This window comes from Sinimarinibacterium thermocellulolyticum, from assembly GCF_040327995.1.
Lineage (GTDB): Bacteria > Pseudomonadota > Gammaproteobacteria > Nevskiales > Nevskiaceae > Solimonas > Solimonas thermocellulolyticum.
In genome coordinates, this window is record NZ_JBEPIJ010000027.1 from 1 (window position 1) to 22,242 (window position 22,242).

General features: G+C 65.2%; 36 protein-coding genes. 31 read left to right on the forward strand and 5 right to left on the reverse strand.

The window, feature by feature from the left end; translation table 11 throughout:
- The 29 genes from ABSH63_RS14890 to rplQ form a co-directional block, all read left to right on the forward strand.
- Positions 1-130 (forward strand): EF-Tu C-terminal domain-related protein (locus ABSH63_RS14890; RefSeq protein ID WP_491630893.1); only part of this gene is annotated, 130 nt, incomplete at its 5' end.
- A gap of 81 nt (positions 131-211) precedes the next feature.
- The gene (rpsJ, locus tag ABSH63_RS14895; protein ID WP_110264768.1) at positions 212-529 is read left to right on the forward strand and encodes a 30S ribosomal protein S10; all 318 of its coding nucleotides are present in this window, start codon (positions 212-214) and stop codon (positions 527-529) included.
- Positions 530-541: 12 nt separating this feature from the next.
- Positions 542-1,180, forward strand: a complete 639-nt coding sequence (rplC, locus tag ABSH63_RS14900) for a 50S ribosomal protein L3 (protein WP_352890787.1) — start codon at positions 542-544, stop codon at positions 1,178-1,180.
- Between the two features lie 23 nt (positions 1,181-1,203).
- Entirely contained in the window at positions 1,204-1,809 is a 606-nt protein-coding gene (gene rplD, locus ABSH63_RS14905; RefSeq protein ID WP_352890789.1) for a 50S ribosomal protein L4, read from the forward strand.
- On the forward strand, positions 1,806-2,123 hold the full coding sequence (gene rplW, locus ABSH63_RS14910) for a 50S ribosomal protein L23 (protein WP_352890791.1): 318 nt from the start codon (positions 1,806-1,808) through the stop codon (positions 2,121-2,123). Before rplD ends, rplW begins: the two co-directional genes overlap by 4 nt.
- A 12-nt stretch (positions 2,124-2,135) precedes the next feature.
- Entirely contained in the window at positions 2,136-2,969 is an 834-nt protein-coding gene (rplB, locus tag ABSH63_RS14915) for a 50S ribosomal protein L2 (RefSeq protein WP_352890793.1), read from the forward strand.
- A 13-nt stretch (positions 2,970-2,982) separates the two neighbouring features.
- Positions 2,983-3,258, forward strand: coding sequence for a 30S ribosomal protein S19 (gene rpsS, locus ABSH63_RS14920; RefSeq protein WP_352890795.1), 276 nt, complete (start codon positions 2,983-2,985; stop codon positions 3,256-3,258).
- Positions 3,259-3,266: 8 nt separating this feature from the next.
- Positions 3,267-3,602 (forward strand): 50S ribosomal protein L22, encoded by a 336-nt coding sequence (gene rplV / locus ABSH63_RS14925; RefSeq protein ID WP_352890797.1) that lies wholly within the window; start codon positions 3,267-3,269, stop codon positions 3,600-3,602.
- 29 nt (positions 3,603-3,631) lie between these two features.
- Entirely contained in the window at positions 3,632-4,318 is a 687-nt protein-coding gene (gene rpsC / locus ABSH63_RS14930; protein ID WP_352890799.1) for a 30S ribosomal protein S3, read from the forward strand.
- A gap of 18 nt (positions 4,319-4,336) precedes the next feature.
- Complete coding sequence (gene rplP, locus ABSH63_RS14935) at positions 4,337-4,750, forward strand: 50S ribosomal protein L16 (protein WP_352890800.1); 414 nt, start codon at positions 4,337-4,339, stop codon at positions 4,748-4,750.
- A gap of 13 nt (positions 4,751-4,763) precedes the next feature.
- Positions 4,764-4,982, forward strand: a complete 219-nt coding sequence (gene rpmC, locus ABSH63_RS14940; RefSeq protein ID WP_352890802.1) for a 50S ribosomal protein L29 — start codon at positions 4,764-4,766, stop codon at positions 4,980-4,982.
- A gap of 7 nt (positions 4,983-4,989) precedes the next feature.
- Positions 4,990-5,283: a 30S ribosomal protein S17 gene (rpsQ, locus tag ABSH63_RS14945; RefSeq protein WP_352890804.1), complete on the forward strand. Its 294-nt coding sequence runs from the start codon at positions 4,990-4,992 to the stop codon at positions 5,281-5,283.
- A gap of 3 nt (positions 5,284-5,286) precedes the next feature.
- A complete protein-coding gene (gene rplN, locus ABSH63_RS14950) occupies positions 5,287-5,652 on the forward strand; it encodes a 50S ribosomal protein L14 (protein ID WP_352890806.1) in 366 nt (121 codons plus the stop codon).
- Between the two features lie 14 nt (positions 5,653-5,666).
- Entirely contained in the window at positions 5,667-5,993 is a 327-nt protein-coding gene (gene rplX, locus ABSH63_RS14955) for a 50S ribosomal protein L24 (RefSeq protein WP_352890808.1), read from the forward strand.
- Between the two features lie 11 nt (positions 5,994-6,004).
- On the forward strand, positions 6,005-6,544 hold the full coding sequence (rplE, locus tag ABSH63_RS14960; RefSeq protein WP_352890810.1) for a 50S ribosomal protein L5: 540 nt from the start codon (positions 6,005-6,007) through the stop codon (positions 6,542-6,544).
- 13 nt (positions 6,545-6,557) lie between these two features.
- The gene (gene rpsN / locus ABSH63_RS14965; RefSeq protein WP_352890812.1) at positions 6,558-6,863 is read left to right on the forward strand and encodes a 30S ribosomal protein S14; all 306 of its coding nucleotides are present in this window, start codon (positions 6,558-6,560) and stop codon (positions 6,861-6,863) included.
- Between the two features lie 24 nt (positions 6,864-6,887).
- Entirely contained in the window at positions 6,888-7,283 is a 396-nt protein-coding gene (gene rpsH, locus ABSH63_RS14970) for a 30S ribosomal protein S8 (RefSeq protein WP_352890814.1), read from the forward strand.
- 13 nt (positions 7,284-7,296) lie between these two features.
- Positions 7,297-7,827: a 50S ribosomal protein L6 gene (gene rplF, locus ABSH63_RS14975; protein ID WP_352890816.1), complete on the forward strand. Its 531-nt coding sequence runs from the start codon at positions 7,297-7,299 to the stop codon at positions 7,825-7,827.
- 3 nt (positions 7,828-7,830) lie between these two features.
- Complete coding sequence (gene rplR, locus ABSH63_RS14980; RefSeq protein WP_352890818.1) at positions 7,831-8,187, forward strand: 50S ribosomal protein L18; 357 nt, start codon at positions 7,831-7,833, stop codon at positions 8,185-8,187.
- Positions 8,188-8,202: 15 nt separating this feature from the next.
- Entirely contained in the window at positions 8,203-8,706 is a 504-nt protein-coding gene (gene rpsE, locus ABSH63_RS14985; RefSeq protein ID WP_352890850.1) for a 30S ribosomal protein S5, read from the forward strand.
- Positions 8,707-8,726: 20 nt separating this feature from the next.
- Positions 8,727-8,915, forward strand: a complete 189-nt coding sequence (gene rpmD, locus ABSH63_RS14990) for a 50S ribosomal protein L30 (RefSeq protein ID WP_352890820.1) — start codon at positions 8,727-8,729, stop codon at positions 8,913-8,915.
- 24 nt (positions 8,916-8,939) lie between these two features.
- Positions 8,940-9,374, forward strand: a complete 435-nt coding sequence (gene rplO / locus ABSH63_RS14995) for a 50S ribosomal protein L15 (RefSeq protein ID WP_352890822.1) — start codon at positions 8,940-8,942, stop codon at positions 9,372-9,374.
- 42 nt (positions 9,375-9,416) lie between these two features.
- Positions 9,417-10,760: a preprotein translocase subunit SecY gene (gene secY, locus ABSH63_RS15000; RefSeq protein ID WP_352890824.1), complete on the forward strand. Its 1,344-nt coding sequence runs from the start codon at positions 9,417-9,419 to the stop codon at positions 10,758-10,760.
- Positions 10,761-10,798: 38 nt separating this feature from the next.
- Positions 10,799-10,912, forward strand: coding sequence for a 50S ribosomal protein L36 (gene rpmJ, locus ABSH63_RS15005; protein WP_110264749.1), 114 nt, complete (start codon positions 10,799-10,801; stop codon positions 10,910-10,912).
- A gap of 208 nt (positions 10,913-11,120) precedes the next feature.
- Positions 11,121-11,492 carry a 30S ribosomal protein S13 gene (gene rpsM / locus ABSH63_RS15010; protein ID WP_352890826.1) on the forward strand — a complete coding sequence of 124 codons (372 nt, stop codon included), beginning with the start codon at positions 11,121-11,123 and terminating at the stop codon, positions 11,490-11,492.
- 24 nt (positions 11,493-11,516) lie between these two features.
- On the forward strand, positions 11,517-11,915 hold the full coding sequence (gene rpsK / locus ABSH63_RS15015; RefSeq protein WP_352890828.1) for a 30S ribosomal protein S11: 399 nt from the start codon (positions 11,517-11,519) through the stop codon (positions 11,913-11,915).
- A 16-nt stretch (positions 11,916-11,931) separates the two neighbouring features.
- Positions 11,932-12,552, forward strand: a complete 621-nt coding sequence (gene rpsD, locus ABSH63_RS15020) for a 30S ribosomal protein S4 (RefSeq protein WP_352890830.1) — start codon at positions 11,932-11,934, stop codon at positions 12,550-12,552.
- A gap of 135 nt (positions 12,553-12,687) precedes the next feature.
- Complete coding sequence (locus ABSH63_RS15025; RefSeq protein WP_352890832.1) at positions 12,688-13,668, forward strand: DNA-directed RNA polymerase subunit alpha; 981 nt, start codon at positions 12,688-12,690, stop codon at positions 13,666-13,668.
- A gap of 104 nt (positions 13,669-13,772) precedes the next feature.
- Positions 13,773-14,174 (forward strand): 50S ribosomal protein L17, encoded by a 402-nt coding sequence (rplQ, locus tag ABSH63_RS15030; RefSeq protein WP_352890834.1) that lies wholly within the window; start codon positions 13,773-13,775, stop codon positions 14,172-14,174.
- Positions 14,175-14,371: 197 nt separating this feature from the next.
- On the opposite strand, the gene ABSH63_RS15035 is transcribed toward rplQ, so the two are convergent.
- Both ABSH63_RS15035 and ABSH63_RS15040 read right to left on the reverse strand, forming a co-directional pair.
- The gene (locus ABSH63_RS15035) at positions 14,372-15,286 is read right to left on the reverse strand and encodes a phospholipase A (RefSeq protein WP_352890836.1); all 915 of its coding nucleotides are present in this window, start codon (positions 15,284-15,286) and stop codon (positions 14,372-14,374) included.
- A gap of 47 nt (positions 15,287-15,333) precedes the next feature.
- Positions 15,334-15,945 carry a type IV toxin-antitoxin system AbiEi family antitoxin domain-containing protein gene (locus ABSH63_RS15040; RefSeq protein ID WP_352890838.1) on the reverse strand — a complete coding sequence of 204 codons (612 nt, stop codon included), beginning with the start codon at positions 15,943-15,945 and terminating at the stop codon, positions 15,334-15,336.
- A gap of 189 nt (positions 15,946-16,134) precedes the next feature.
- Between ABSH63_RS15040 and ABSH63_RS15045 the strand changes: the two genes are divergently transcribed.
- Positions 16,135-17,421: an adenylate/guanylate cyclase domain-containing protein gene (locus ABSH63_RS15045; RefSeq protein WP_352890840.1), complete on the forward strand. Its 1,287-nt coding sequence runs from the start codon at positions 16,135-16,137 to the stop codon at positions 17,419-17,421.
- A 6-nt stretch (positions 17,422-17,427) separates the two neighbouring features.
- Here the strand turns inward: ABSH63_RS15045 and ABSH63_RS15050 are convergent, their stop codons facing one another.
- Positions 17,428-18,342 (reverse strand): isoaspartyl peptidase/L-asparaginase family protein, encoded by a 915-nt coding sequence (locus tag ABSH63_RS15050; RefSeq protein ID WP_352890842.1) that lies wholly within the window; start codon positions 18,340-18,342, stop codon positions 17,428-17,430.
- Positions 18,343-18,488: 146 nt separating this feature from the next.
- Between ABSH63_RS15050 and ABSH63_RS15055 the strand changes: the two genes are divergently transcribed.
- The gene (locus ABSH63_RS15055) at positions 18,489-19,862 is read left to right on the forward strand and encodes a high affinity choline transporter 1 (RefSeq protein WP_352890844.1); all 1,374 of its coding nucleotides are present in this window, start codon (positions 18,489-18,491) and stop codon (positions 19,860-19,862) included.
- 4 nt (positions 19,863-19,866) lie between these two features.
- Here ABSH63_RS15055 and ABSH63_RS15060 read toward each other — a convergent pair whose 3' ends face one another.
- Complete coding sequence (locus ABSH63_RS15060) at positions 19,867-21,114, reverse strand: hypothetical protein (RefSeq protein ID WP_352890846.1); 1,248 nt, start codon at positions 21,112-21,114, stop codon at positions 19,867-19,869.
- Complete coding sequence (locus tag ABSH63_RS15065) at positions 21,111-22,049, reverse strand: CE1 family esterase (RefSeq protein ID WP_352890848.1); 939 nt, start codon at positions 22,047-22,049, stop codon at positions 21,111-21,113. The genes ABSH63_RS15060 and ABSH63_RS15065 overlap by 4 nt, the downstream gene beginning before the upstream one ends.
- Between the last annotated feature and the right edge of the window lie 193 nt (positions 22,050-22,242).

A 22,242-nucleotide genomic window follows, 5' to 3' on the forward strand; every position in this document is an offset into this window, starting at 1 on the left:
GCCGGGCGACAACGTGCAGATGACGGTGGAGCTGATCAGCCCGATCGCGATGGAGGAAGGCGTGCGCTTTGCGATCCGCGAGGGCGGTCGCACCGTCGGCGCCGGCGTCGTCACCAAGATCCTCGCGTAACTTTCGCCTTTACTTTCGCCGGGGGCGCGAATAGAATTCGCGCCCCTTTTGTTCCACGCTCTTTAATCCGGAAGACACAGCATGGCCGCGACAAGCCAATCTATCCGCATCCGGCTCAAGGCGTTCGACCACCGGCTGATCGACAAGTCGGCACGTGAGATCGTCGAGACCGCGAAGCGCACCGGTGCCGTCGTGCGTGGGCCCATCCCGTTGCCCACCCGCAAGGAACGCTTCACCGTCCTGGTGTCGCCGCACGTCGACAAGGACGCGCGTGACCAGTACGAAATCCGCACCCACAAGCGGCTCATGCAGATCGTCGATCCCACGGAGAAGACCGTGGACGCGCTCTCCAAGCTGGACTTGCCCGCGGGCGTCGAAGTCCAGATCTCGCTGAACTAAGAGGAGGCGGACATGACGATCGCCATCGTAGGCCGCAAGGCCGGCATGACCCGGATCTTCACCGACGCCGGGACGGCCATTCCGGTGACCGTGATCGAGTGCACGCCGAACCGCGTGACTCAAGTCAAGACGGTCGAAAACGACGGCTACCGCGCCGTGCAGGTCGCGGTGGGTGAACAAAAGGCCAGCCGCCTGACCAAGGCCGAGGCTGGGCACTACAAGAAGGCCGGCGTTGCCGCCGGTCGCGGACTGTGGGAAATCCGCCTCGACGACGGCGAGGGGGCAGACCTGCAGGCCGGTTCGGAGATCAAGGTCGATGTGTTCAACGGCGTCAAGGCCGTGGACGTCACCGGCATCTCTAAAGGCAAGGGCTATGCCGGCGTCATCAAGCGCTGGGGCTTCGGCGGTGGCCGTGCGACGCACGGCAACTCGCTGTCGCATCGCGCGCCGGGCTCCATCGGCCAGCGTCAGAGCCCGGGCCGCGTGTTCAAGGGCAAGAAGATGGCCGGTCACATGGGCACGGACCGCGTGACGGTGCTGAATCTTGACCTGGTCAAGATCGATACAGAACGCAACCTCCTGCTGGTCAAGGGGGCTGTGCCGGGCGCGACGAATGGCGATGTCATCGTGCGTCCCACGGTGAAGGCCTGAAGCGCTACCGGGGAAAAACGGCAATGGAACTTCAACTACACGACAGTACCGCCAAGCTCAGCGTCTCCGACGCCGTCTTCGCAGCGGAGTACAACGAACCCCTGATCCATCAGGTGGTGACGTCGTATCTGGCCGGCGCGCGCGCCGGCACCAAGGCACAGAAGAGCAAGGCCATGGTGTCCGGCGGCGGCAAAAAGCCGTGGAAGCAGAAGGGCACCGGCCGCGCCCGCGCCGGCTCGATCCGCTCGCCGCTGTGGCGGGGCGGCGGCAAGACCTTCGCGGCCGTGCCGCGCGATTTCTCGCAAAAGGTCAACCGCAAGATGTACCGCGGCGCGATCCGCTCCATCATCGCCGAATTGGCCCGACGCAATCACCTGATCGTCGCCGAGCACTTCACCGTGGACGCGCCGCGCACCAAGGGCCTGCTGGAGCGGCTGCGCGCGCTCGGCTCCAGCGACATCCTCATCGTCACCGGCGAGCTGGACAACAACCTGTTTCTGTCGGCGCGCAACATTCCGAACGTCACCGTCTGCGACGTCGAGGCGATCAATCCGGTCACGCTGCTCAGCCATGAAAAGGTGCTGATGACGGCGGACGCAGTCAAGAAGTTGGAGGCCTGGCTGCAATGAGCAAGCACAAGACGGCAGTCGACCGCCTGCACCAGGTGATTCTGGGGCCGGTGATCTCCGAGAAGAGCACCCGCGTCGCCGAGAAGACCAACACCGCCGTGTTCAGGGTCGTCCGCAACGCCTACAAACCGGAAATCCGCCAAGCGGTCGAGAAGCTGTTCAACGTGAAGGTCGAAGACGTGCGTACCCTCGTGGTCAAGGGCAAGCGCAAGCGCTTCGGCCGTTTCGAGGGGCGTCGCTCCGACTGGAAGAAGGCTTATGTGACGCTGGCCGAGGGGCAGGAAATCGACTTCCTGTCCGGTGGTGCGAACTAAGGGTACGAAGCCATGCCATTGGTCAAGATGAAGCCGACGTCCGCCGGCGTGCGCCACCAGGTCCGCGTGGTCACGCCGGGGCTATGGAAGGGCGAGCCGTATGCCCCGCTGCTCGAAAAGCAGACGAGCACCGGCGGCCGCAACAACAACGGTCACATGACCACGCGCCACAAGGGCGGCGGTCACAAGCACCACTATCGCGTGGTCGACTTCAAGCGTAACAAGGATGGCGTGCCGGCGCGGGTCGAGCGTATCGAGTACGACCCGAACCGTTCGGCGCACATCGCCCTGCTGTGCTACGCCGACGGCGAGCGGCGCTACATCATCGCGCCGCGCGGCGTCGCCGAGGGGGATACCTTGCAGTCCGGGTCCGACGCGCCGATCCGGCCGGGCAACGTCCTGCCCCTGCGCAACATTCCGGTGGGGTCCACGATCCACTGCGTGGAACTGCGCCCGGGCAAGGGTGCACAATTGGCGCGCAGCGCCGGCGCCGCCGTGCAGCTCGTGGCCCGTGAGGGCGATTACGTGACCATCCGTCTGCGTTCGGGCGAGATGCGCAAAGTGCTGGCCACCTGCCGCGCCGCGATCGGCGAAGTGGGCAACAACGAGCACAATCTGCGGCAGTACGGCAAGGCCGGCGCCAAGCGTTGGAAAGGCATCCGTCCGACCGTGCGCGGCGTGGTGATGAACCCGGTCGATCACCCGCATGGCGGCGGTGAAGGCAAGTCCGGCCAGGGCAACCCGCATCCGGTCACGCCGTGGGGCCAGCAGACCAAGGGCCTCAAGACCCGCAACAACAAGCGCACGCAAAAGTTCATCGTGCGTGCTCGTCACGCCAAGAAGTAGTGAGGACTAGGCCATGCCGCGTTCCGTCAAGAAAGGCCCGTTCGTCGACCACCATCTCGCCAAGAAGGTGGAAGACATGGCGTCGCAGCGGGTCAAGAAGCCGATCAAGACCTGGTCGCGCCGTTCCATGATCACGCCCGATTTCGTCGGGCTGACGATCCAGGTGCACAACGGCAAACAGCACATGCCGGTCTTCATCACCGACAACATGGTCGGCCACAAGCTCGGCGAGTTCGCGCCGACGCGGACCTTCAAAGGTCACGCGGCCGACAAAGCTACGAAGAAGTGAGCGCCGCCATGCAGACGCAAGCCGTCCTCAAGTTCGTACGCCTGTCGCCGAAGAAGGCGCGCCCGGTCGCGGACCTGGTGCGTGGCAAGAAGGTCGACGAGGCGCTCAACATCCTCAAGTTCTCGACGCGCAAGCCGGCCAAGGTCATCCGTAAGGTGCTGGAGTCGGCGATCGCCAATGCCGAGAACAACCACGGCGCGGACGTCGACGAGCTCAAGGTCAACGAGATCTTCATCGATCAAGGGCCGGTGCTCAAGCGGATCATGCCGCGTGCCAAGGGGCGGGCGGACCGCATCCTCAAGCCTACCGCACACATCACCGTCCGTCTTTCGGACGGGCGCTAGCCGTCGCGAGACAAACCAAGAGATCGCCCATGGGTCACAAAGTCAATCCGAATGGTTTCCGCCTCGGCATCACGACGAAGTGGAGCTCGAACTGGTACGCGGAGCGCGGCGCCTATGGCGAGACGCTGCTCAAGGACATGGCTGCTCGCGAGTTTCTGAAGGAAAAGCTCGCGCAGGCATCGGTGTCGCGCATCCAGATCGACCGTCCGGCGAAGTCAGCGCGCGTGACCATTCACACCGCGCGTCCGGGCATCGTCATTGGCAAGAAAGGCGAGGACATCGAGAAGCTCAAGCTGGAGGTTGCCAAGATCATCGGGCTGAAGCCCGAGTCGGTCCATCTGTCGGTGGAGGAGATCCGCAAGCCGGAACTCGACGCCAAGCTGATCGCGGACTCGGTGGCGCAGCAGCTCGAGCGCCGCATCATGTTCCGTCGTGCGATGAAGCGTGCGGTCCAGAACGCGATGCGTCTGGGTGCCGGTGGCATCAAGATCCAGGTCAGCGGCCGCCTCAACGGTGCCGAGATCGCGCGCACCGAGTGGTATCGCGAGGGGCGCGTTCCGTTGCACACGCTGCGTGCACACGTGGATTTCGCGCAAGGTGAAGCCAAGACCACCTACGGCGTCATCGGGGTCAAGGTCTGGGTGTTCACCGGCGAAGTGTTCGAGGCAGACCGCCGCGCCGATCGTGCTGAAGCCGGCGAAGCCGCAGCCGCCTAATACCGAGAGACAAGCGTCATGTTGCAGCCCAAGCGCACAAAATTCCGTAAGCAACGCAAAGGCACGAACACCGGCCTCGCGCTGACCGGCAACAAGGTCAGCTTCGGCGAGTGGGGCCTGAAGACGGCCGAGCACGGCCGCATCACCGCGCGCCAGATCGAAGCGGCTCGTCGCGTGATCACGCGCTATATCAAGCGCGGCGGCAAGGTGTGGATCCGCATCTTCCCGGACGTGCCGGTGACCAAAAAGCCACTCGAAGTCCGCATGGGCTCGGGCAAGGGCAACGTCGAGTACTGGGTCGCCAAGGTGCAGCCCGGCAAGGTGCTGTACGAGATGGAGGGCGTGGACGAGGCCACCGCGCGCGAGGCGTTTCGCCTGGCGGCCGCGAAGCTGCCGGTGAAGACCGCGTTCGTCAACCGCACGATCATGTGATGGGAATCAGGTCATGAAGGCCCAGGAATACGTCAAGTCGCTGCGCGGCAAGTCCGCCGCGGAGCTCAGTAGCGAGCTGGAGGCGCTGCGCAAAGAGCAGTTCAACCTGCGCATGCAGCTGGCATCCGGTCAAGGGGGTAAGACCCACCTGTTGCGGGACGTGCGCAAGAGAATCGCGCGTCTGAAGACGGTGGTGGCACAACGGACCGAACAATCGGCACGCAATCGGTGAGCGCGTCATGAGCGAACAGAATAGGCAGAAGCCCCAACGGCGCATCGTCGGCACGGTGGTGAGCAACAAGGCCAACAAGACCATCACGGTGCTGGTCGAGCGCAGCGTGCGACACCCGGTCTACGGCAAGATGTTGCGCCGCTCGACCAAGTTGCACGCGCACGACGAAAACAACGAGTGCAACGAGGGCGATCTCGTCGCCATCGTCGAGACCCGTCCTCTGTCGGCGACCAAGCATTTCCGTCTGGTCGAGGTGCTGCGCAAGGCCAGCACCCTCGAGCAGCAGGCGGCCGGAGCCTGAGCCATGATCCAGCAGGAATCGTTTCTCGTCGCCGCCGACAACAGTGGTGCGCGGCTCGTCCAGGTGATTCAGGTCAAAGGTTCGACGCATCGGCGTTACGCCGGCGTCGGCGACCTGATCAAGGTCACCGTCAAAGAGGCCATTCCGCGCGGCAAGGTGAAGAAGGGCGAGGTGCACGATGCCGTCGTCGTGCGCACCAAGTTCCCAATCAAGCGCGCCGACGGTTCGGTGATCCGTTTCGACAGCAATGCCGCGGTTCTGGTCTCGAACAAGCTCGAACCGCTGGGCACGCGCATCTTCGGGCCGGTCACGCGCGAACTTCGCGACCGCTTCATGAAGATCGTGTCGTTGGCGCCGGAAGTGCTGTAAAGGACACGCAAGCCATGAAGAAGATTCGCAAGGGCGACGAGGTCGTCGTCATCGCCGGCAAGGACAAGGGGCGTCGTGGCACGGTGTCGCAGGTGCGCGCCGACGGCACTCTGGTGGTCGAGGGCATCAATCTCGCCAAGAAACATCAGCGCCCGAACCCCAATGCGGGGATCGCCGGTGGCATCGTCGAGAAGGAGATGCCTATCCACGCGTCCAACGTCATGCTGTGGAATCCCAGGGCCGGCAAGGGTGATCGTGTCGGTTTCAAGTACGAGGGCGAGGGCGATAATCGCCGCAAGCTGCGCTTTTTCAAGTCTGACCAGTCGCTGGTCGACGGTTGAGGTAGTCGACGATGGCAGCCAACCTGCAAACGCTGTACCGCGAGAAGATCGCGCCCGAGCTTAGGCAGAAGCTCGGCCTTGCGCCGATGGAAGTGCCGCGCATCTCGAAGATCACGCTGAACATGGGCGTGGGCGAGGCGACGACCGACCGCAAGATCATCGAGCACGCGGTCGCGGACATGACCGCGATTGCCGGTCAGAAGCCGGTGATCACCAAGTCGCGTATTGCGGTCGCGGGTTTCAAGATCCGCGAGAACTATCCGATCGGCGTCAAGGTGACGCTGCGCCGCGAGCGCATGTACGAGTTCCTCGAACGTCTGATCCAGGTGGCCTTGCCTCGTATCCGTGATTTCCGCGGCATTCCGGCGCGCGGGTTCGATGGGCGCGGCAACTTCAACTTCGGCGTCACCGAGCAGATCATTTTCCCGGAAATCGACTACGACAAGGTCGATGCCCTGCGCGGCATGAACATCACGATCACCACGACGGCGAAGACCGACGAGCACGGCAAGGCCCTGCTCGAAGCCTTCAACTTCCCGTTCCGCAAGTAAGTCGGTAAGACCCATGGCCAAGACCAGCATGATCGAGCGCGAGAAGAAGCGCGCCCGTCTCGCCAAGCAGTTCGCCGCCAAGCGCGAGAAGCTCAAGACCATCATCTCCAGCACGACGGCGACGCCGGAGGAGAAGCACGAGGCCGTCGTGGCGCTGCAAAAGCTGCCGCGCGATTCGAGCAAGTCGCGTCAGCGTACGCGCTGCGAGTTGACCGGCCGTCCGCGCGGCGTATACCGCAAGTTCAGGCTCGGTCGTAACAAATTGCGCGAGGCCGCGATGAGGGGCGAGATCCCCGGTCTGAAGAAGGCGAGCTGGTGACGAGCACTACTGGGGTTAGCGAACATGAGCATGAGTGATCCGATCGCCGACTTTCTGACCCGCATTCGCAACGGTCAGCAGGCGCGCAAGAAGCAGGTCGCCGTACCGTCGTCCAAGGTCAAGGAAGCCATCGCCGCAGTGCTGAAAGACGAAGGCTACATCAGCGATTACAGCGTCGTGACCGAGGGCGCGAAGAAGACGCTCACGGTGAATCTGAAGTACTTCGAAGGCCGACCGGTGATCGAGCGCATCGAGCGCGTCTCGCGTCCGTCGCTGCGTGTGTACAAGGGCAAGGACGAGCTGCCGAAGGTCTTGGGTGGTTTGGGCGTCGCCATCGTCTCGACCCCAGGTGGGGTGGTCAGCGATCGTCGCGCGCGCGAGGCCGGACACGGCGGCGAGATCCTGTGCATCGTCGCTTAAGGAGAGACGCAAGATGTCCCGCGTAGCAAAGATGCCGGTTTCGCTGCCGGCTGGTGTGCAAATCAGCGCCAGCAATGGACAGGTCACGGTCAAGGGGGCCAAGGCCTCGGTGACGGTCGCGATCCCGCCGGCGGTCCAGATCGATGTCGAGGGTAACGTCGCTTCGATCAACGCCGACTCGATCAAGCGCAACCCGATGGCTTCGGGTACCGCGCGCGCGATTCTGAACAACGCCGTGATCGGGGTGTCGAAAGGTTACGAGAAGCGCCTCAGTCTCGTCGGTGTCGGTTATCGGGCCGCGGCCGCCGGCAAAAAACTGAACTTGAGCCTGGGGTTCTCGCATCCGATCGAGTATTCGATTCCGGATGGCGTGACCGTCGAGACCCCGAGTCAGACCGAGATCGTGGTCAAGGGGGCCGACAAAAAGATGGTCGGCCAGGTGGCTGCTGACATCCGCCGATTCCGTCCGCCCGAGCCTTACAAAGGCAAGGGTGTGCGTTACTCGACGGAGAAGGTCGTGCTCAAGGAAGCGAAGAAGAAGTAGGCCATGAAAGACAAGACTCAGTCCCGTTTGCGCCGCGCGCGGCGTACGCGCGCGCACATTCGCAAGCTCGGCGCGTATCGGCTGACCGTGCATCGCACGCCGCGTCACATCTATGCACAGATCATCGCGCCGGACGCCGCCCACACCGTCGCCGCAGCGTCGAGCACCGAGAAAGACCTGGTTGCCGGTCTGACCAGCTCGGGCAACATCGAGGCGGCCAAAAAGATCGGCGCCGCGATCGCCGAGCGCGCCAAGGCCAAGGGCATCAGCAAGGTCGCGTTCGATCGTAGTGGCTTCAAGTTTCATGGCCGCGTCAAGGCGCTCGCCGAAGCGGCGCGCGAGGCGGGCCTGGAGTTCTGACCTATGGCAAACCAGATGACTTACGACGAGGCTCAGCCCGGCAGCGAGCTGAAAGAAAAGCTGGTGGCCGTCAACCGTGTGTCCAAGACGGTCAAGGGCGGCAAGCAGTTCGCGTTCACCGCGCTGACCGTGGTCGGGGACGGCGCCGGTCGTGTCGGCTACGGTTACGGCAAGGCGCGCGAGGTGCCCGCTGCGATCGCCAAGGCGATGGAGCAGGCGCGCAAGAGCATGGTGACGGTGCCGCTCAAGGGCCTGACCGTGCAGCATGAGATCTGGGGTGCCCATGGCGCGTCGAAGGTTTTCTTGCGCCCAGCATCCGACGGTACCGGCGTCATTGCCGGTGGCGCGATGCGCGCCGTGTTCGAAGTCGCCGGCGTGCAGAACATCCTCGCCAAGTCGTTCGGTTCGCGCAATCCGATCAATCTCGTGCGCGCGACCATGAACGCGCTCACGAAGATGAGTTTGCCTTCCGAGATCGCCGCCAAGCGCGGCAAGACGCTCGAAGAAATTTTGGGCTAAGACAACTTCAGGAACTGGTCATGTCCGAGACCAAGCAGATCAAGCTCACGCTGGTGCGCAGCCTCGCTAAGAAGCTGAAGGACCACCAGGCCTGCGTTCGCGGCCTCGGCCTGCGACGCATGCATCAGAGCGTCGTCGTTGCCGCCACGCCCGAGAACCTGGGCATGGTGCGCAAGGCGTCGTACCTGCTCAAGATTGAAGAGCTCTGACGGGGGCTCGTGGGAACGCAAGCGATGAAACTCAACACCATCAAGCCAGCCAAAGGCGCGAAGAAGACTCGTACCCGTGTCGGCCGCGGTATCGGCTCGGGCCTGGGCAAGACGGCGGGTCGTGGCCACAAGGGTCAGCACGCGCGAAAAGGCGGCTACAACAAGCTCGGCTTCGAGGGCGGCCAGATGCCGATCCAGCGGCGCCTGCCCAAGCGCGGCTTCAAGTCGCCGATCAAGTCGCTGACCGCCGAAGTGCGCCTGTCGGAGTTGCAGAAGATGAAGGCCGACACCATCGACCTGACGACGCTCAAGGCCGAGGGTGTCGTGGGCGCCCACGTGCTCTCCGCCAAGGTCATCAAGTCTGGCGAGCTGACGCGTAAGCTCACGCTCAAGGGCCTGCTCGTGACCAAGGGTGCGCGCGAAGTCATCGCCGCAACCGGCGGCAGCATCAAGGAATAGGGCGTCGCGACATTTCGCAGCGCCTAAGACCACAGAGCAAGCATGGCCAAGACCCCAGGAATGCCTTCCGGCTCGATGATGCCGGATCTGAGCAAGATCGGCGAGGTGAAGGATCGCCTGCTGTTCCTGCTGGGCGCCATCATCGTGTTCCGCATTGGCAGCTTCATCCCGGTGCCGGGCATCGACCCCGAGCAGCTCGCGCAGCTGTTCGACCAGAGCCGGGGCACGATCCTGGACATGTTCAACATGTTCTCCGGCGGCGCGCTCGAGCGTCTGTCGATCTTTGCGCTAGGCGTGATGCCGTATATCTCGGCGAGCATCATCGTGCAGCTGATGACCGCCGTGGTGCCGCAGCTCAAGGAGCTGAAGAAAGAAGGCGAGTCCGGCCGGCGCCAGATCACCAAGTACACGCGATACGGAACCCTGGCGCTGGCGATCTTCCAGTCCTTCGGTGCCGCGCTTGCGTTGCAGCGATCCGGGATCGCGATCTCGCCGGGCTTTGCGTTCCTGTTCACGGCGATCGTGAGCCTGGTCACCGGCACCATGTTTCTGATGTGGCTCGGTGAGCAGATCACCGAGCGCGGCATCGGCAACGGCATCTCGATGATCATCTTTGCGGGCATCGTCGCGGGCTTTCCGCGCGCGATGGCATCGACGACACAGCTCGTCAGCGAAGGCTCGCTCAGCGCCTTCACCGTCATGGTCGTGTTGCTGCTCGTCGTGCTGGTGACTTGGGGCGTGGTCTACGTCGAGCGCGCGCAGCGCCGCATCCCGGTGCACCATGCGCGTCGCCAGCAGGGACGCAAGGTGTTTGCCGCGCAGACGCAGCACCTTCCGCTGAAGATCAACATGTCCGGCGTGATCCCGCCGATCTTCGCCTCGTCGCTGATCCTGTTCCCGGCGTCGCTGGTGCAGTTCTTCGGCGATGAGGGCTCGGGCGGCGTGTTGCAGCGCATCTCCAACGCGCTGGCGCCGGGGCAGCCGCTGTACACGCTGCTGTACGGTCTGTTGATCGTGTTCTTCTGCTTCTTCTACACCGCCTTGGTGTTCGATTCGCGCGACACCGCCGACAACCTGAAGAAGTCGGGCGCCTTCATTCCGGGGGTACGTCCCGGCGCGAACACCGCGCGCTACATCGACCAGGTACTCACGCGCCTGACGGTGATCGGCTCGATCTATATCCTCGCCGTGTGTCTGGCCCCGGAAGTGATGCGCTCGTTTGTGCCGAGCATTCCGTTCTACTTCGGCGGCACCTCGCTGCTGATTACGGTCGTGGTGGTCATGGACTTCATGGCGCAGTTGCAGGCGCACCTGATGTCGCACCAGTACGAAGGCCTGCTCAAGAAGGCCAACCTCAAGACGTTGGGCAGCACGCCGGGGCGTTGATCCCGCCGGACTGCCGATCACCTCAACGAGACATAGCGATGAAAGTCCGTACTTCCGTCAAGAAGATGTGCCGCAACTGCAAGGTCGTGCGACGCAACGGCGTCGTACGCGTGCTGTGCACCGACCCCCGCCACAAACAGCGGCAGGGGTGATGGGCCGCGCTCGCCAAGCCCCGGTGGGGCTCCGCGCGAAGCATCTCGGGCGGCCGAGGGTGGCCGCCCACGGCTCAACTGGAGGGGACAGGGTCCCGCCAGGGACGGCCAGCACGAACCGACTGAAAGTCGGCACGGATTGAACGATTCATCAACATTTACTACAATGCGCGGCTTTTCCGCGCGACTTAGAGTCGAGGGTTGCACAATGGCACGTATTGCGGGCGTCAACATCCCGGATCGCAAGCACGCCGTGATCGCCTTGCGGTCGATCTACGGCATCGGCGCCACGCGCGCCAAGAAGATCTGTGCCGCCGCCGGCGTCAATCCGGCCGCGCAGATCCGCAGTTTGACCGAGGGCGAGCTCGAAGCCTTGCGTGCCGAGGTCGCCAAGTACGTCGTCGAGGGTGATCTGCGCCGCGAGGTGTCGATGAGCATCAAGCGCCTGATCGACCTCGGCTGCTACCGCGGGCTGCGCCACCGCCGCGGTTTGCCGGTGCGCGGCCAGCGTACCCGCACCAATGCCCGCACCCGCAAGGGCCCGCGCCGCGCGAGCATCGCCGGCAAGAAGAAAGCGTAAGTCGAGGATTTCGGACTCAAGACCATGGCCAGCCCGTCCGCCACCCCCACAGCCAAGCGCAAGAAGGTCAAGAAGAACGTCACCGATGCGGTGGCGCACATTCATGCCTCCTTCAACAACACGATCGTGCTGATCACCGACCGCCAGGGCAACACGCTGTCCTGGAGCACGGCCGGCGCCGCCGGCTTCAAGGGCTCACGCAAGTCCACCCCGTTCGCCGCGCAGGTCGCCGCCGACAAGGCCGCCCAGGCTGCGGCCGAGCATGGCGTGAAGAGCGTCGAGGTGCGTGTGAAGGGCCCCGGTCCGGGGCGCGAATCGGCGGTACGCGCACTCAACGCCGCCGGGTTCAAGGTCACCAGCATCACCGACGTGACGCCGATTCCGCACAACGGCTGCCGCCCGGCCAAGCGCCGCCGCGTCTAAAGGCGAGGATATCATCATGGCACGTTATATCGGACCCAAGTGCAAGCTCTCGCGCCGCGCCGGCACCGACCTGCTGCTCAAGTCGCGCGCACGCGCGATCGACAGCAAGTGCAACATGGAGACCCGCCCGGGTCAGCATGGTGCCGCCAAGACCCGCTTGTCGGATTACGCACTCCAGTTGCGTGAGAAACAGAAGCTCAAGCAGATGTACGGGGTGCTCGAACGCCAGTTCCGCAACTACTACAGGAAGGCCGCCTCGAAGAAGGGCTCGACCGGTCTGATCCTGCTGCAGCTGTTGGAGTCGCGGCTGGACAACGTCGTCTACCGCATGGGCTTCTCGCGTACCCGCGCCGAGGCACGTCAGCTCGTCACCCACAAAGGCATTCTGGTCAACGGCAAGTCGGTCAACATCCCGTCGTATCAGGTCCAGGTGGGCGATGTGGTCGAGGTGCGCGAGGCGGCGCGCAACCAGACCCGTATCGCCGAGGCGATGTCGATCGCCGCGCAGGTCGGCTTGCCGGAGTGGATGGAAGTCGACGAGAAGGGGCTCAAGGGCACGTTCAAAGCCGTGCCCACGCGCGATCAGATCGTGCCGGACATCAACGAGCAGCTGGTCGTCGAGTTGTACTCGAAATAAGGTCGTTGCTGCCTCGGGGCGCAAGGGCAGTTTTTCGCTCGTCCGCGCAGACGCGGACGAGGCCGCGGGTTCGGGCCGACACTGTGCGCGGCTCGATTCGCGGGGGTCAGTTCATCGCTTTACGCGAGGTCATACATGCAGAACGTCATTGCCGATCTTCTCAAGCCGCGCCAGGTCGACGTCGAAACCCTGTCGGCCAACCGCGCGCGCATCACGCTCGAGCCCATGGAGCGCGGTTTCGGCCACACGCTGGGCAATGCGCTGCGCCGTATCCTGCTGTCGTCGATCCCGGGCGCGGCCGTCACCGAGGTGCAAATCGAGGGCGTCGTGCATGAGTACAGCGCGATCGACGGCGTGCAGGAGGACGTGCTCGACATCCTGTTGAACATCAAGAACATCGCCGTGCGGCTGAACGCGCGCGAGGAAGCCACGCTGCGTCTGGAAAAGAGCGGCAAAGGCGTGGTCACCGCAGCCGACATCACGCTGGATCACGACGTCGAGATCGTCAATCCGGATCTGGTGATCGCCCACCTGACCGGCGGCAAGCTCAACGCCTCGCTCAAGGTGACCCGTGGCCGTGGCTACGTGCCGGCGGCCAGTGCGACGCGTGACGAGGACGGGCGCGGCATCGGCGTGCTCAAGCTGGACGCGTCCTACAGCCCGGTGCGCCGTGTCAGCTACAGCGTCGAGCGCGCACGCGTCGCGCAGCGCACCGATCTCGACAAGCTCATCCTCGACGTCGACACCAACGGCAGCATCGATGCCGCCGAGGCGGTGCGGCTGGCGGCGCGCATCCTGCGCGATCAGCTCGCGGTGTTCGTCGACCTCGAAGCCGAGGCGGCGCAGTCCGCCGCCGCGCCGGGCAAGAAGGAGCTGTCGCCCATCCTGTTCCGCCCGATCGACGACCTCGAACTTACCGTGCGTTCGGCCAACTGTCTCAAGGCCGAGAACATCTACTACATCGGCGATCTGGTGCAGCGCACCGAGATGGAGCTGATGAAGACGCCGAACCTTGGCAAGAAGTCGCTCAACGAGATCAAGGAAGCGCTCAAGTCGCACGAGCTCGAACTGGGCATGAAGCTCGACAACTGGTCGTCGCCGAAGGTCTCGGTCTAAAAGCATTTTCCAGTCGATGGTTTCCAGTTCCCGGAACGAGAGCCGGGCTGGAAGCGGGAGTACTGGAAGCTGGAAAACTGGAAACTGGAAACTGAGTTGAAGCCATGCGTCACAAGATTGCAGGCCGCACGTTCGGCCGTACCAGCGCCCATCGCAAGGCGACGATGCAGGCCATCGCCGTGGCCCTGCTCAAGCACGAGCTGATCAAGACCACACTCCCCAAGGCCAAGGAGCTGCGTCGCTTCGCCGAGCCCTTAATCACGCGCGCCAAGCAAGATTCCGTGCACAACCGGCGTATCGCATTCGCGCGACTGCGCGACCGCGACGCGGTGCAGAAGCTGTTCACCGAGCTGGGACCGCGCTACAAGGCGCGCCCGGGCGGCTATCTGCGCATCCTGCGCTGCGGGTTTCGCGCCGGAGACGATGCGCCGATGGCCTTCGTCGAGCTGGTCGACCGCAGCGCCGGCAAGACCGAGGCGGGCGAGCGGACGGCTGCGACGGCCTGACGAGGCATCATCTCCAGGCAGGATACGAAACGGGCGCCTTCGGGGCGCCCGTTCTCATCTGGATGGATGCAGTGTGAGGACGTTCGGCAGGGCATTGCGCCCGCCGATGATGTCCGTGCGGCACTGCGCCTGCACACGCCGCCCTTGGAACGCCGTCTGCCCAGCTTCTTGGGTCGGCATCGCGGCGCCGCGGCCATTCAGCGTGCGAGCATCAAGCCCAGTCCGATGCGCGTGGTGCTGCGGTTGTAGTCGATCAGGCTTTCGCCGTAGCCGTGCCAGATCGACAGGTTCCAGAACGCCCAATCCGAGAAGGGCGCGCTGTAGTTCGCCGACACCGCGCCGTGGCCGGTCGACGGGTTGCCGCGCAGCATCAGCGCGGCCGAGTGACCCGATTCGCCGAACAGGCGCTGCTGCCAGCGCAGTTCGCCATAGCCGAAGTAGCGGTGGATGTCGGGATTGTCGTCGCGCTTGGGATCATCGAGTGCGCGGTCGTCGTCCTCGGGCAGTCGATACCAAAGGCGCAGATGCAGCAGCCGTCTGGGCGTTTCGAGGAACACGGCGCCGATGACGCGGTTCCAGCTTCGCGAGTCGGGCAGTTCCGCGCCATTGGATTCGTGGTCGATGCCGATGTCGAAGCCCAGGCCCGGCGCGCGGCGCCAGTGGGGCTTGTAGCGGTAGAAGAACTCCGGGTTGTAGTTGGTTTCGCGAAACGGCCGCGAGTCGTCGCTGTTGTACACCTGCCAGAATGACTTCTGCGTGTAGCCGAAGAAAAAGTTGCGGTTGAATAAGCGCTGCTTGAGGCTGATCTGGAAGATCAGCTCGGTTTGGTCCCCCTGAAAGTCTTCCGACCAGGTGAGCGGCATCAGGTAGATCGGTTTGTGGAACGACAAGCCGTGCGTGTCGCTGACCAGGGTAAACGTGTCGGTGCGTCGGCCGAGATTTTCGAAAACGTTGCGGCCGCCGCGCTCGCGATCGTCTTTGCCGACCGCCGCCGGCGCGGCGTTTGGCAGGGTTGCCGCTGCGGCCGAGGGTAAGTCCGGACCGTGCACGTCGGCGGCGCACAGCGTCGACGGCGACAGGGCCAGGCACAGCAGTGAGATGGCAAGGCGCATGGCGGCGGATCGGTCGGACGGCGGCGCATTGTAAGCGCCGGATACGGTCAGTTCGGCAGCAGCGCGTCGACGTAAGGGCGCATCACGCGCTCGACCCGGCACAGTCGCGCGTAGTGCCATAGCTTGCGCATGTTGACCTCATGCTCGGTCAGCGCCGAGCGCAAGGCGTCGACAGCGATGTGCGGGCCGATCTTGTTGCGGAACTTGAACAGATCGGCGAGCGTTTTTTCGAGGCTGTAGATGTGCACCTTGACGTTTTCGAGCACATGGGTCTCCACGCCCTCGGTGAATGCCGGGCCGCCGAGACGGGCCACCCGTATCGCGGGAAACTCTACGCGCGGCTTGGCCGCGCGACGTTCGATGGCGACGCTGACCTCGTCCGCGTCGAACTCGCCGAGACCATGAAACGCCAGTGCCGATTCGAGACAGACCACGCCGTTGGGTATCGCGCGCGCGACGATCGCGAGCATCAGATCGGTCGACAGCCGCGTGTTCGCCGCGACGTAGCTGCCGCGACCCAGCTTCTTGAGCTGGCCGCGATCGCAAAGCCGGCGCAAATACTCCGCCTGGATGCCATAAGGCACGAGATCCTTGGGCCGCAGGACCCCGAGCTTATGCACCAGTTGTAAGATGCGCTCGGCCTTACCGTGTTCGTCCATCTGTGAACAACGGACACAAGTTCAAATAACTGTAGATACTTTGGAACGCGCCGATTGTCGACGAAAGCCGCCAGCTCTTCAACGGAGTTCTGAGAACAAAGTTTTATCTTCATGTATTAAAAGGATTTAATCGGCGTCGATCGGGTCTGCGATCGGCCGTCCGGCAGGCCTGCGCGCTCCGGGAGCACGATGGATCTGAACGCCTATGTGGTGGTTTCGCTGGTCGCAGTGGGCATGGGTATCGCCTTCGTCTCGGCCGACCGCGCATCGCCGGCCTCGCGCGCGCTCGCGGCGGGCTTCGCTTGCATCGGCTTGTCGATCCTGCTCAACGTCGTCGTGCTTTCGATCTACCCGCTCGCACCGCGCTGGAGCGGCTGGGCGGCGTGGCCGGAAGCCTTGGCCATGGTCTTCTTGCTGGAATGGATCCTGCGCGTGCGCCGCACCTTGCCGGTCGCACCGGGCGTCGACACGCGGGCCGGCGATCGGGCCTTGCGCGTCGGCCAGTTGGGCGGAGTGTTCTACGGTGCCGCTTCGGTGATCTGGCCGGGGCTGCGCCTGCAGGACTTCATCCGCGCCGGCGAACAGGCGCAGTTCTATCTGACTCCGGGTTTCTGGCTGTTCATGGGGCCGGTGTTGCTGGCTATGCTCGCCGGTCTGACCGGCATCCTGCTCTTGCTCAAGCGGCGTCCCGATCGCGCCGAGGCGATCCGCGTGGTGGCGATGGCGCTGGCCACGCCGCTGTTCGTCGCCGGTTTCGTACTGCCGATTGAGTACGCCTCGTTCGCGGTCGTGATCGGCGAGATGGTGTTTCTGATCGGCGCCGTGCATTATCACGTGCTGCAGGGCCAGCGCGGCCAGTTCATGTCGCGCTTCTTGTCACCGCAGGTTGCGCGCTTGGTGTCCGAGTATGGTCTGGACCAAGCGATGCGCGAGTCCAGCCGCGAGATCAGTGTGGTCTGCTGCGACTTGCGCGGTTTCACGCGCTACGCTGCGGCGCATCCGTCGAGCCAGGTGCTCGCAGTGCTGCGAGAGTACTACGACGAGGTCGGCGGCGAGGTCGCGACGTTCAGCGCGACGATCAAGGACTTGGCCGGTGACGGCATCCTGATTCTGGTCGGCGCACCGCTGCCGGTGGCCTATCACGCGACGCGTGCGATCGAACTGGCCCAGCGTATCCGCGTCGTGGGCAGTGCACTGTGCGAGCGCCGGGCGCGTCCTGGCCATCACCTCGGCATCGGTGTCGGCGTTGCGACCGGCTTGGTGACCGTCGGCATCATCGGCTCGGCATCGCGGCTCGAATACACCGCGGTCGGTTCCGCCGTGAACCTGGCCTCGCGGCTGTGCGAACAGGCCCGCGACGGCGAGATCCTGGTCGATGCGCGCACCGCCGAGCTCGCCGGCGTCGCCCTCGAAGCGCGTCCGCCGTTGGCACTCAAAGGTTTTGCCGAGCCGGTGCCGTATTACGCTGTGACCTGAGCGGATTCAGTCGGCGTCGTCGGGGCCGACGGCGACGTGGATGTTGCCGTCGGCGCCCATCCATGCGCGGAACATCGCCGCGGAGTTGAACGGCAGCGCGATCTCGCCTTCGTGATCGATGGCGATGCAGCCGCCGCGACCACCCAGCCGGCGCACCTCGTCGAGGCCTTCGCGGCAGGCGCGTGCCAGTTCCCAGCCGCAGTAGCTCATGCGTGCGTGAATCTCGAAGCCGAAACCGCTGCGGATGAAGGCCTCGCCGGTGCCGGTACAGGAGACCGCGGCGCTGCGATCGTCGGCGAAGGTGCCGGCGCCGATGATCGGCGTGTCGCCGACGCGACCCGGCTGCTTGTTGGTGAGTCCGCCGGTGCTGGTCGCCGCGGCGAGATGGCCCTCGGCATCGCGGGCGACGGCGCCGACGGTGCCGAAGGCGGCATCGTCGTGGTCCAGCGTGATGACGCCGCGCGCGTGCGCGTCCTCGAGCTGGCGCAAGCGCACCTCGGTGATGAAATGATCCGGCGTGACTTCTTCGAGACCGAGTTCGCGATTGAGCGCTTCGGCGCCGGCGCCGGTGAACAGCACGTGCGGCGAGCGTTCCATCACGGCGCGCGCGAGCCTGATCGGGCTCTTCGCACGCATCACGCCGGCGACTGCGCCACAGGCACGGTCGATGCCGGACATGATCGCGGCGTCGAGTTCGGGCTGGCCGTCGCGGTTGAGTACCGCGCCGATACCGGCGTTGAACAGGGGGCATTCCTCCAGCAGGACGACGGTCTGTTCGACCACATCCAGCGCCGCGGCGCCGTCCTGCAGCATCTGCCGGCCGCGCTCGGCGATGCGGCGCAGCGCCGAGCGCTGCTCGCGGGTATCGGTGCGATCGAGCGCCAGTTCGCCAGCGCCGCCATGCAGGGCGAGTCGGATCATAGAGGGATTCTTCGTGGCGGCCGCGCGCGCCGACCGATGGTCGCTACGTTAGCGCATTTGCTGCGCGACGGCGGGCATGGCCGATGCCGTGGCGCACGATACGCCCTAGACTGCCGACCGGCACGCGACTTGTCGGGGGAACCGGCGTGAATCTGGTCCTGATCTTCATTTGCGCGTACATCGCGCTGCAGCTCGGTTTTGCCTGGTGGGCGGCGCGGCGTGTGCACAGCGAGGTCGACTACCTGCTCGCCGGGCGCCGGCTGGGGCCGTGGCTGGCGACGTTCACCGTGTTCGCGACCTGGTTCGGTGCCGAGACCTGCATCGGTGCGGCCGGGCAGGCGTACGAATCCGGCCTGTCCGGTGTCAACGCCGACCCCTTCGGCTATGCGCTGGGCATCATCGCGATGGGCCTCGTGTTTGCGATCCCGCTGTGGAAGCGCGGCATCGTCACGCTCGCCGACCTGTTCCGCGAGCGTTACGGCGCTGGTGTCGAACGTCTCGCCGCGATCATCATGATCCCGACCTCACTGCTGTGGGCGGCCGCGCAGATCCGCGCGTTCGGGCAGGTGCTCGCGGCGTCATCGGAGATCGGCATCACGCTGGCGATCACGCTCGCGGCGGTGGTGGTCGTCGTCTACACCGCGACCGGTGGCATGTGGGCGGATGCGATGAGCGACCTGGTGCAGGGCGCGGTGCTCGTCGCCGGCGTGATCGCGGTCGGTGTCTCGGTCTGGCTCGCCGGCGGCGGCGAGCAGCTCGCCGCCCTGACGCCGGAGCGCCTGCGCTTCGTCGACGCCGAGGCCTCATGGCTGGCGACGCTCGAAACCTTTGCCGTACCGATCTGCGGTTCGATCGTCGCGCAGGAGCTGGTCGCGCGCGTGCTGGCGATCCGCGATCCAAAGCTTGCGCGGCGGGCCACGGTGAACGCCGGCGTGATGTATCTGCTGGTCGGCCTGATTCCGGTGTCGATCGGCCTGATCGGCGTTCACCACGTCGGCACGCTCGAAGAGCCCGAACAGGTGCTGATGCAGGTCGCGCAGACGCAGTTGCCGACCGTGCTGTATGCCGTGTTCGTCGGCGCCTTGGTGTCAGCGATTCTGTCAACCGTCGACTCGGCCCTGCCGGTGTCGGGATCACTGGCCGCGCACAACCTGGTGCTGCCGTTGCGGCCGCAGCTCGACGAGACGGCGCGGCTGCGCGTCAACCGCCTCGCCGTGGTCTCTTTCGGCATCATCGCCTACGCGCTGGCGCTGGCCAGCGACAGCGTCTACGAGCTGGTGGTCACCGCATCCAGCCTCGGTTCGGCCGGCATCCTGGTCATCATGCTCGCAGCGCTGTGGGCGCCGCGCTTCGGGCACGCGCTCTCGGCGTATGCGGCGCTGCTCGCCGGGTTGACGACTTACGTCGCCGCCACCTGGCTCGGCACCGCCGACTATCCCTACCTGCTCTCGCTCGCCGCCGCGTCCGGCGCCTATCTCTTGCTGTCGCCGTTCGGTGCGGCGCGCAGTGCTCGGGCGTGAGCGATCAGCGCCAGCTCAGCTCGCGGGCATGCACGCCGCGGCCATCCCCGTCCGCGCCGAAGCTCTGCCAGGCGATCAGCGCGCGGCCATCGCCACTGCGCGCCACCGAACCGAACAGCGAGGGGAAGGCGGCGTCGCTGACCAGCAGCGGACCGAACACGCTGCCGTCGGCGCGCTGCACCGCGAAGCGCACGCGATCGTCCGACTGCGCCACCAGCAGCAGATCGCCGCTCGGCGCGAGATCGATCGCGTTGCGTTCGACCAGCCCCGACGACGGCGGCGCGATCACCTGCGCCGGGCCGACCGGACGCTGCGGGCCGTCGTAGCGGCGCACGAAGATGCCGAGCGGGCGATTGCCGAAGGTGAAGGCCTCCCAGGCGATCGCGAATGCGCCGCTGGGCGCCATCGCCACGCTGGCCAGATCGGCGTCGACTTCGGCCGACAGCTCGTTGATGTCGTAAGGTTCCGACAGCGGCAGCAGGTCAGGGCCGAAATGCTGCGCGCGCAGCACCGTGCCGGCCGCCGCCGTTGCCCAGACCAGCACGATATTGCCCTGGGCGTCCATGGCTACGCGCGGTGCGCGCGGGAACCGGTCGGTGGCCTGCGCCGTGACGCGCGTAGGTGCCGTGCGCGCCGAGCCGTCGGCGTTGTACACCCGCGCCTCGATCCAGCGGTCTTCGAGCTGGTTCTGGCCGAGCGCCTCGGCCAGGGCGCCGACTTCGCGGTTGCTCCAAGCGATCACGAAGCTGCCGTCTGCGCCCATCGCCATCTGCGGTTCGGATTGCGAGTCGCGCGCCGAATCGTCGGGACCGACGCGGAACTCCTCGCCCAGGCGCGTGCCGTCGGCGGCGAAGCGCTGCGCGAAGATCGTCCCGCCGGGGCTGCCTTGCAGCGAGCTGCGCCAGGCGATGACGAAGTCGCCGTCGGCGTCCATGCCGACCGCCGGAAAGCTCTGGCGGCTGGCGGTGTAGGTGTTGACCTGGAACTCGGGGCCCGCGGCGGCACCGTCGACGATGCGGCGCGCGAAGATGCCAAGGTGACTGCCGTCCTGTCCGAAGCTCTCCCAGACGACGACGCCGCGGCCATTGCCATTCGACGCCACGACCGGGCGCTGCTGGTCGTGCACCGTGGTCAGGTTCACCAGCATCGCGTCGCTGCTGCCGACGGTTGGTTCGCCCGAGCCCGAGCCGCAGGCGCCGAGCAGCGTCGCGAGCAGGGCTGCGGCGAGGCGGTTCGTGGGCAGGCCGATCATCGCGAGAATCCTTTGAAGAAGTCCCACATCGCGCGGTTGGCGCGCAGGTTCTGCGTGGTGATGCCGGCGACCGGCACGAAGTCGAGTACGCCCGGCCAGGTGTGGCCGCCGCCGATGATGCTGTACAGCGCGGCGCCGCGGTTGGGCGGGCAATTCTCGTAGCGATCGAGCTGGATGCTGGTGCCATCATCGATCGGCGCCGGCAACATCTGCCGTACCGCATCGCCGCTGCATCCGTTGACCTCGGCCCAATAGCGCGCCGCGTCCTGCGCACCCAGGGCGCCGACACCCGTCAGATCGCGGATCAGCGACGGAATGCCGGGGCCGTACGGCACCTGCTCGTCGTCGGTGCCGTGGAAGAAGACCATCGGCGTCGGCATGGACGGCGCGCACTGACGCGCGAGGGACTTGCGCATCGTCGCCGCGACCGAAGCGCCGGCGGCGATCTTCTCCGGATACTCGCAGGCCATGCGCACGGTCATGTTGCCGCCCTGCGAGTAGCCGGTCATGTAGATGCGCTTCGGATCGAGGTCGTAACGCTGCACGTATTCATCGATCATCGCCGCGAGAAAGCCGGCGTCGTCGTTGCCGCCGACTTCGGTCGGGTTGTGCGCCCAGGTTCCATCCGCGGCGACCGGCAACAGGATCACCACGCCCTCATCACGCGCCAACTCGCCGATCTCGGTGAGATTGGCCATGCTCGGCGCACTGCCGAGATTGAAGTGCAGTACGACGATCGCCGGCGCACGTGCGGCGCGATGCTTGGGCATCAGGATGCCGACGCTGCGTGTGACACCGTCCGCGGCGTAGGTGAAATCGTCGTAGGTGATGCGTACGTTCTCCCACGGCAGAAACGACAGCGCGCTCGCCTGCGCCGTGAAAAGGACACCGAGTGCGGCCAGAACGGGCCGCGCGCACCGCAGACGAGCTCGCATAGGTATCGCTCCCGAGCAAGGCGCGCCGGTCGCTGCCCTCACTCCGGTAGGCCGGCGCGTGAAGTTCAATATTTGGTAATTCCTAAGCAAACCGGACCAAATCTGAGAGGATTTGGTCATGAAGCGATGTCCCGGATGTGCAGGTTGTCGGCACTATCGCCTGGGGGATGGACGTCTGAAGTGCCGCGCCTGC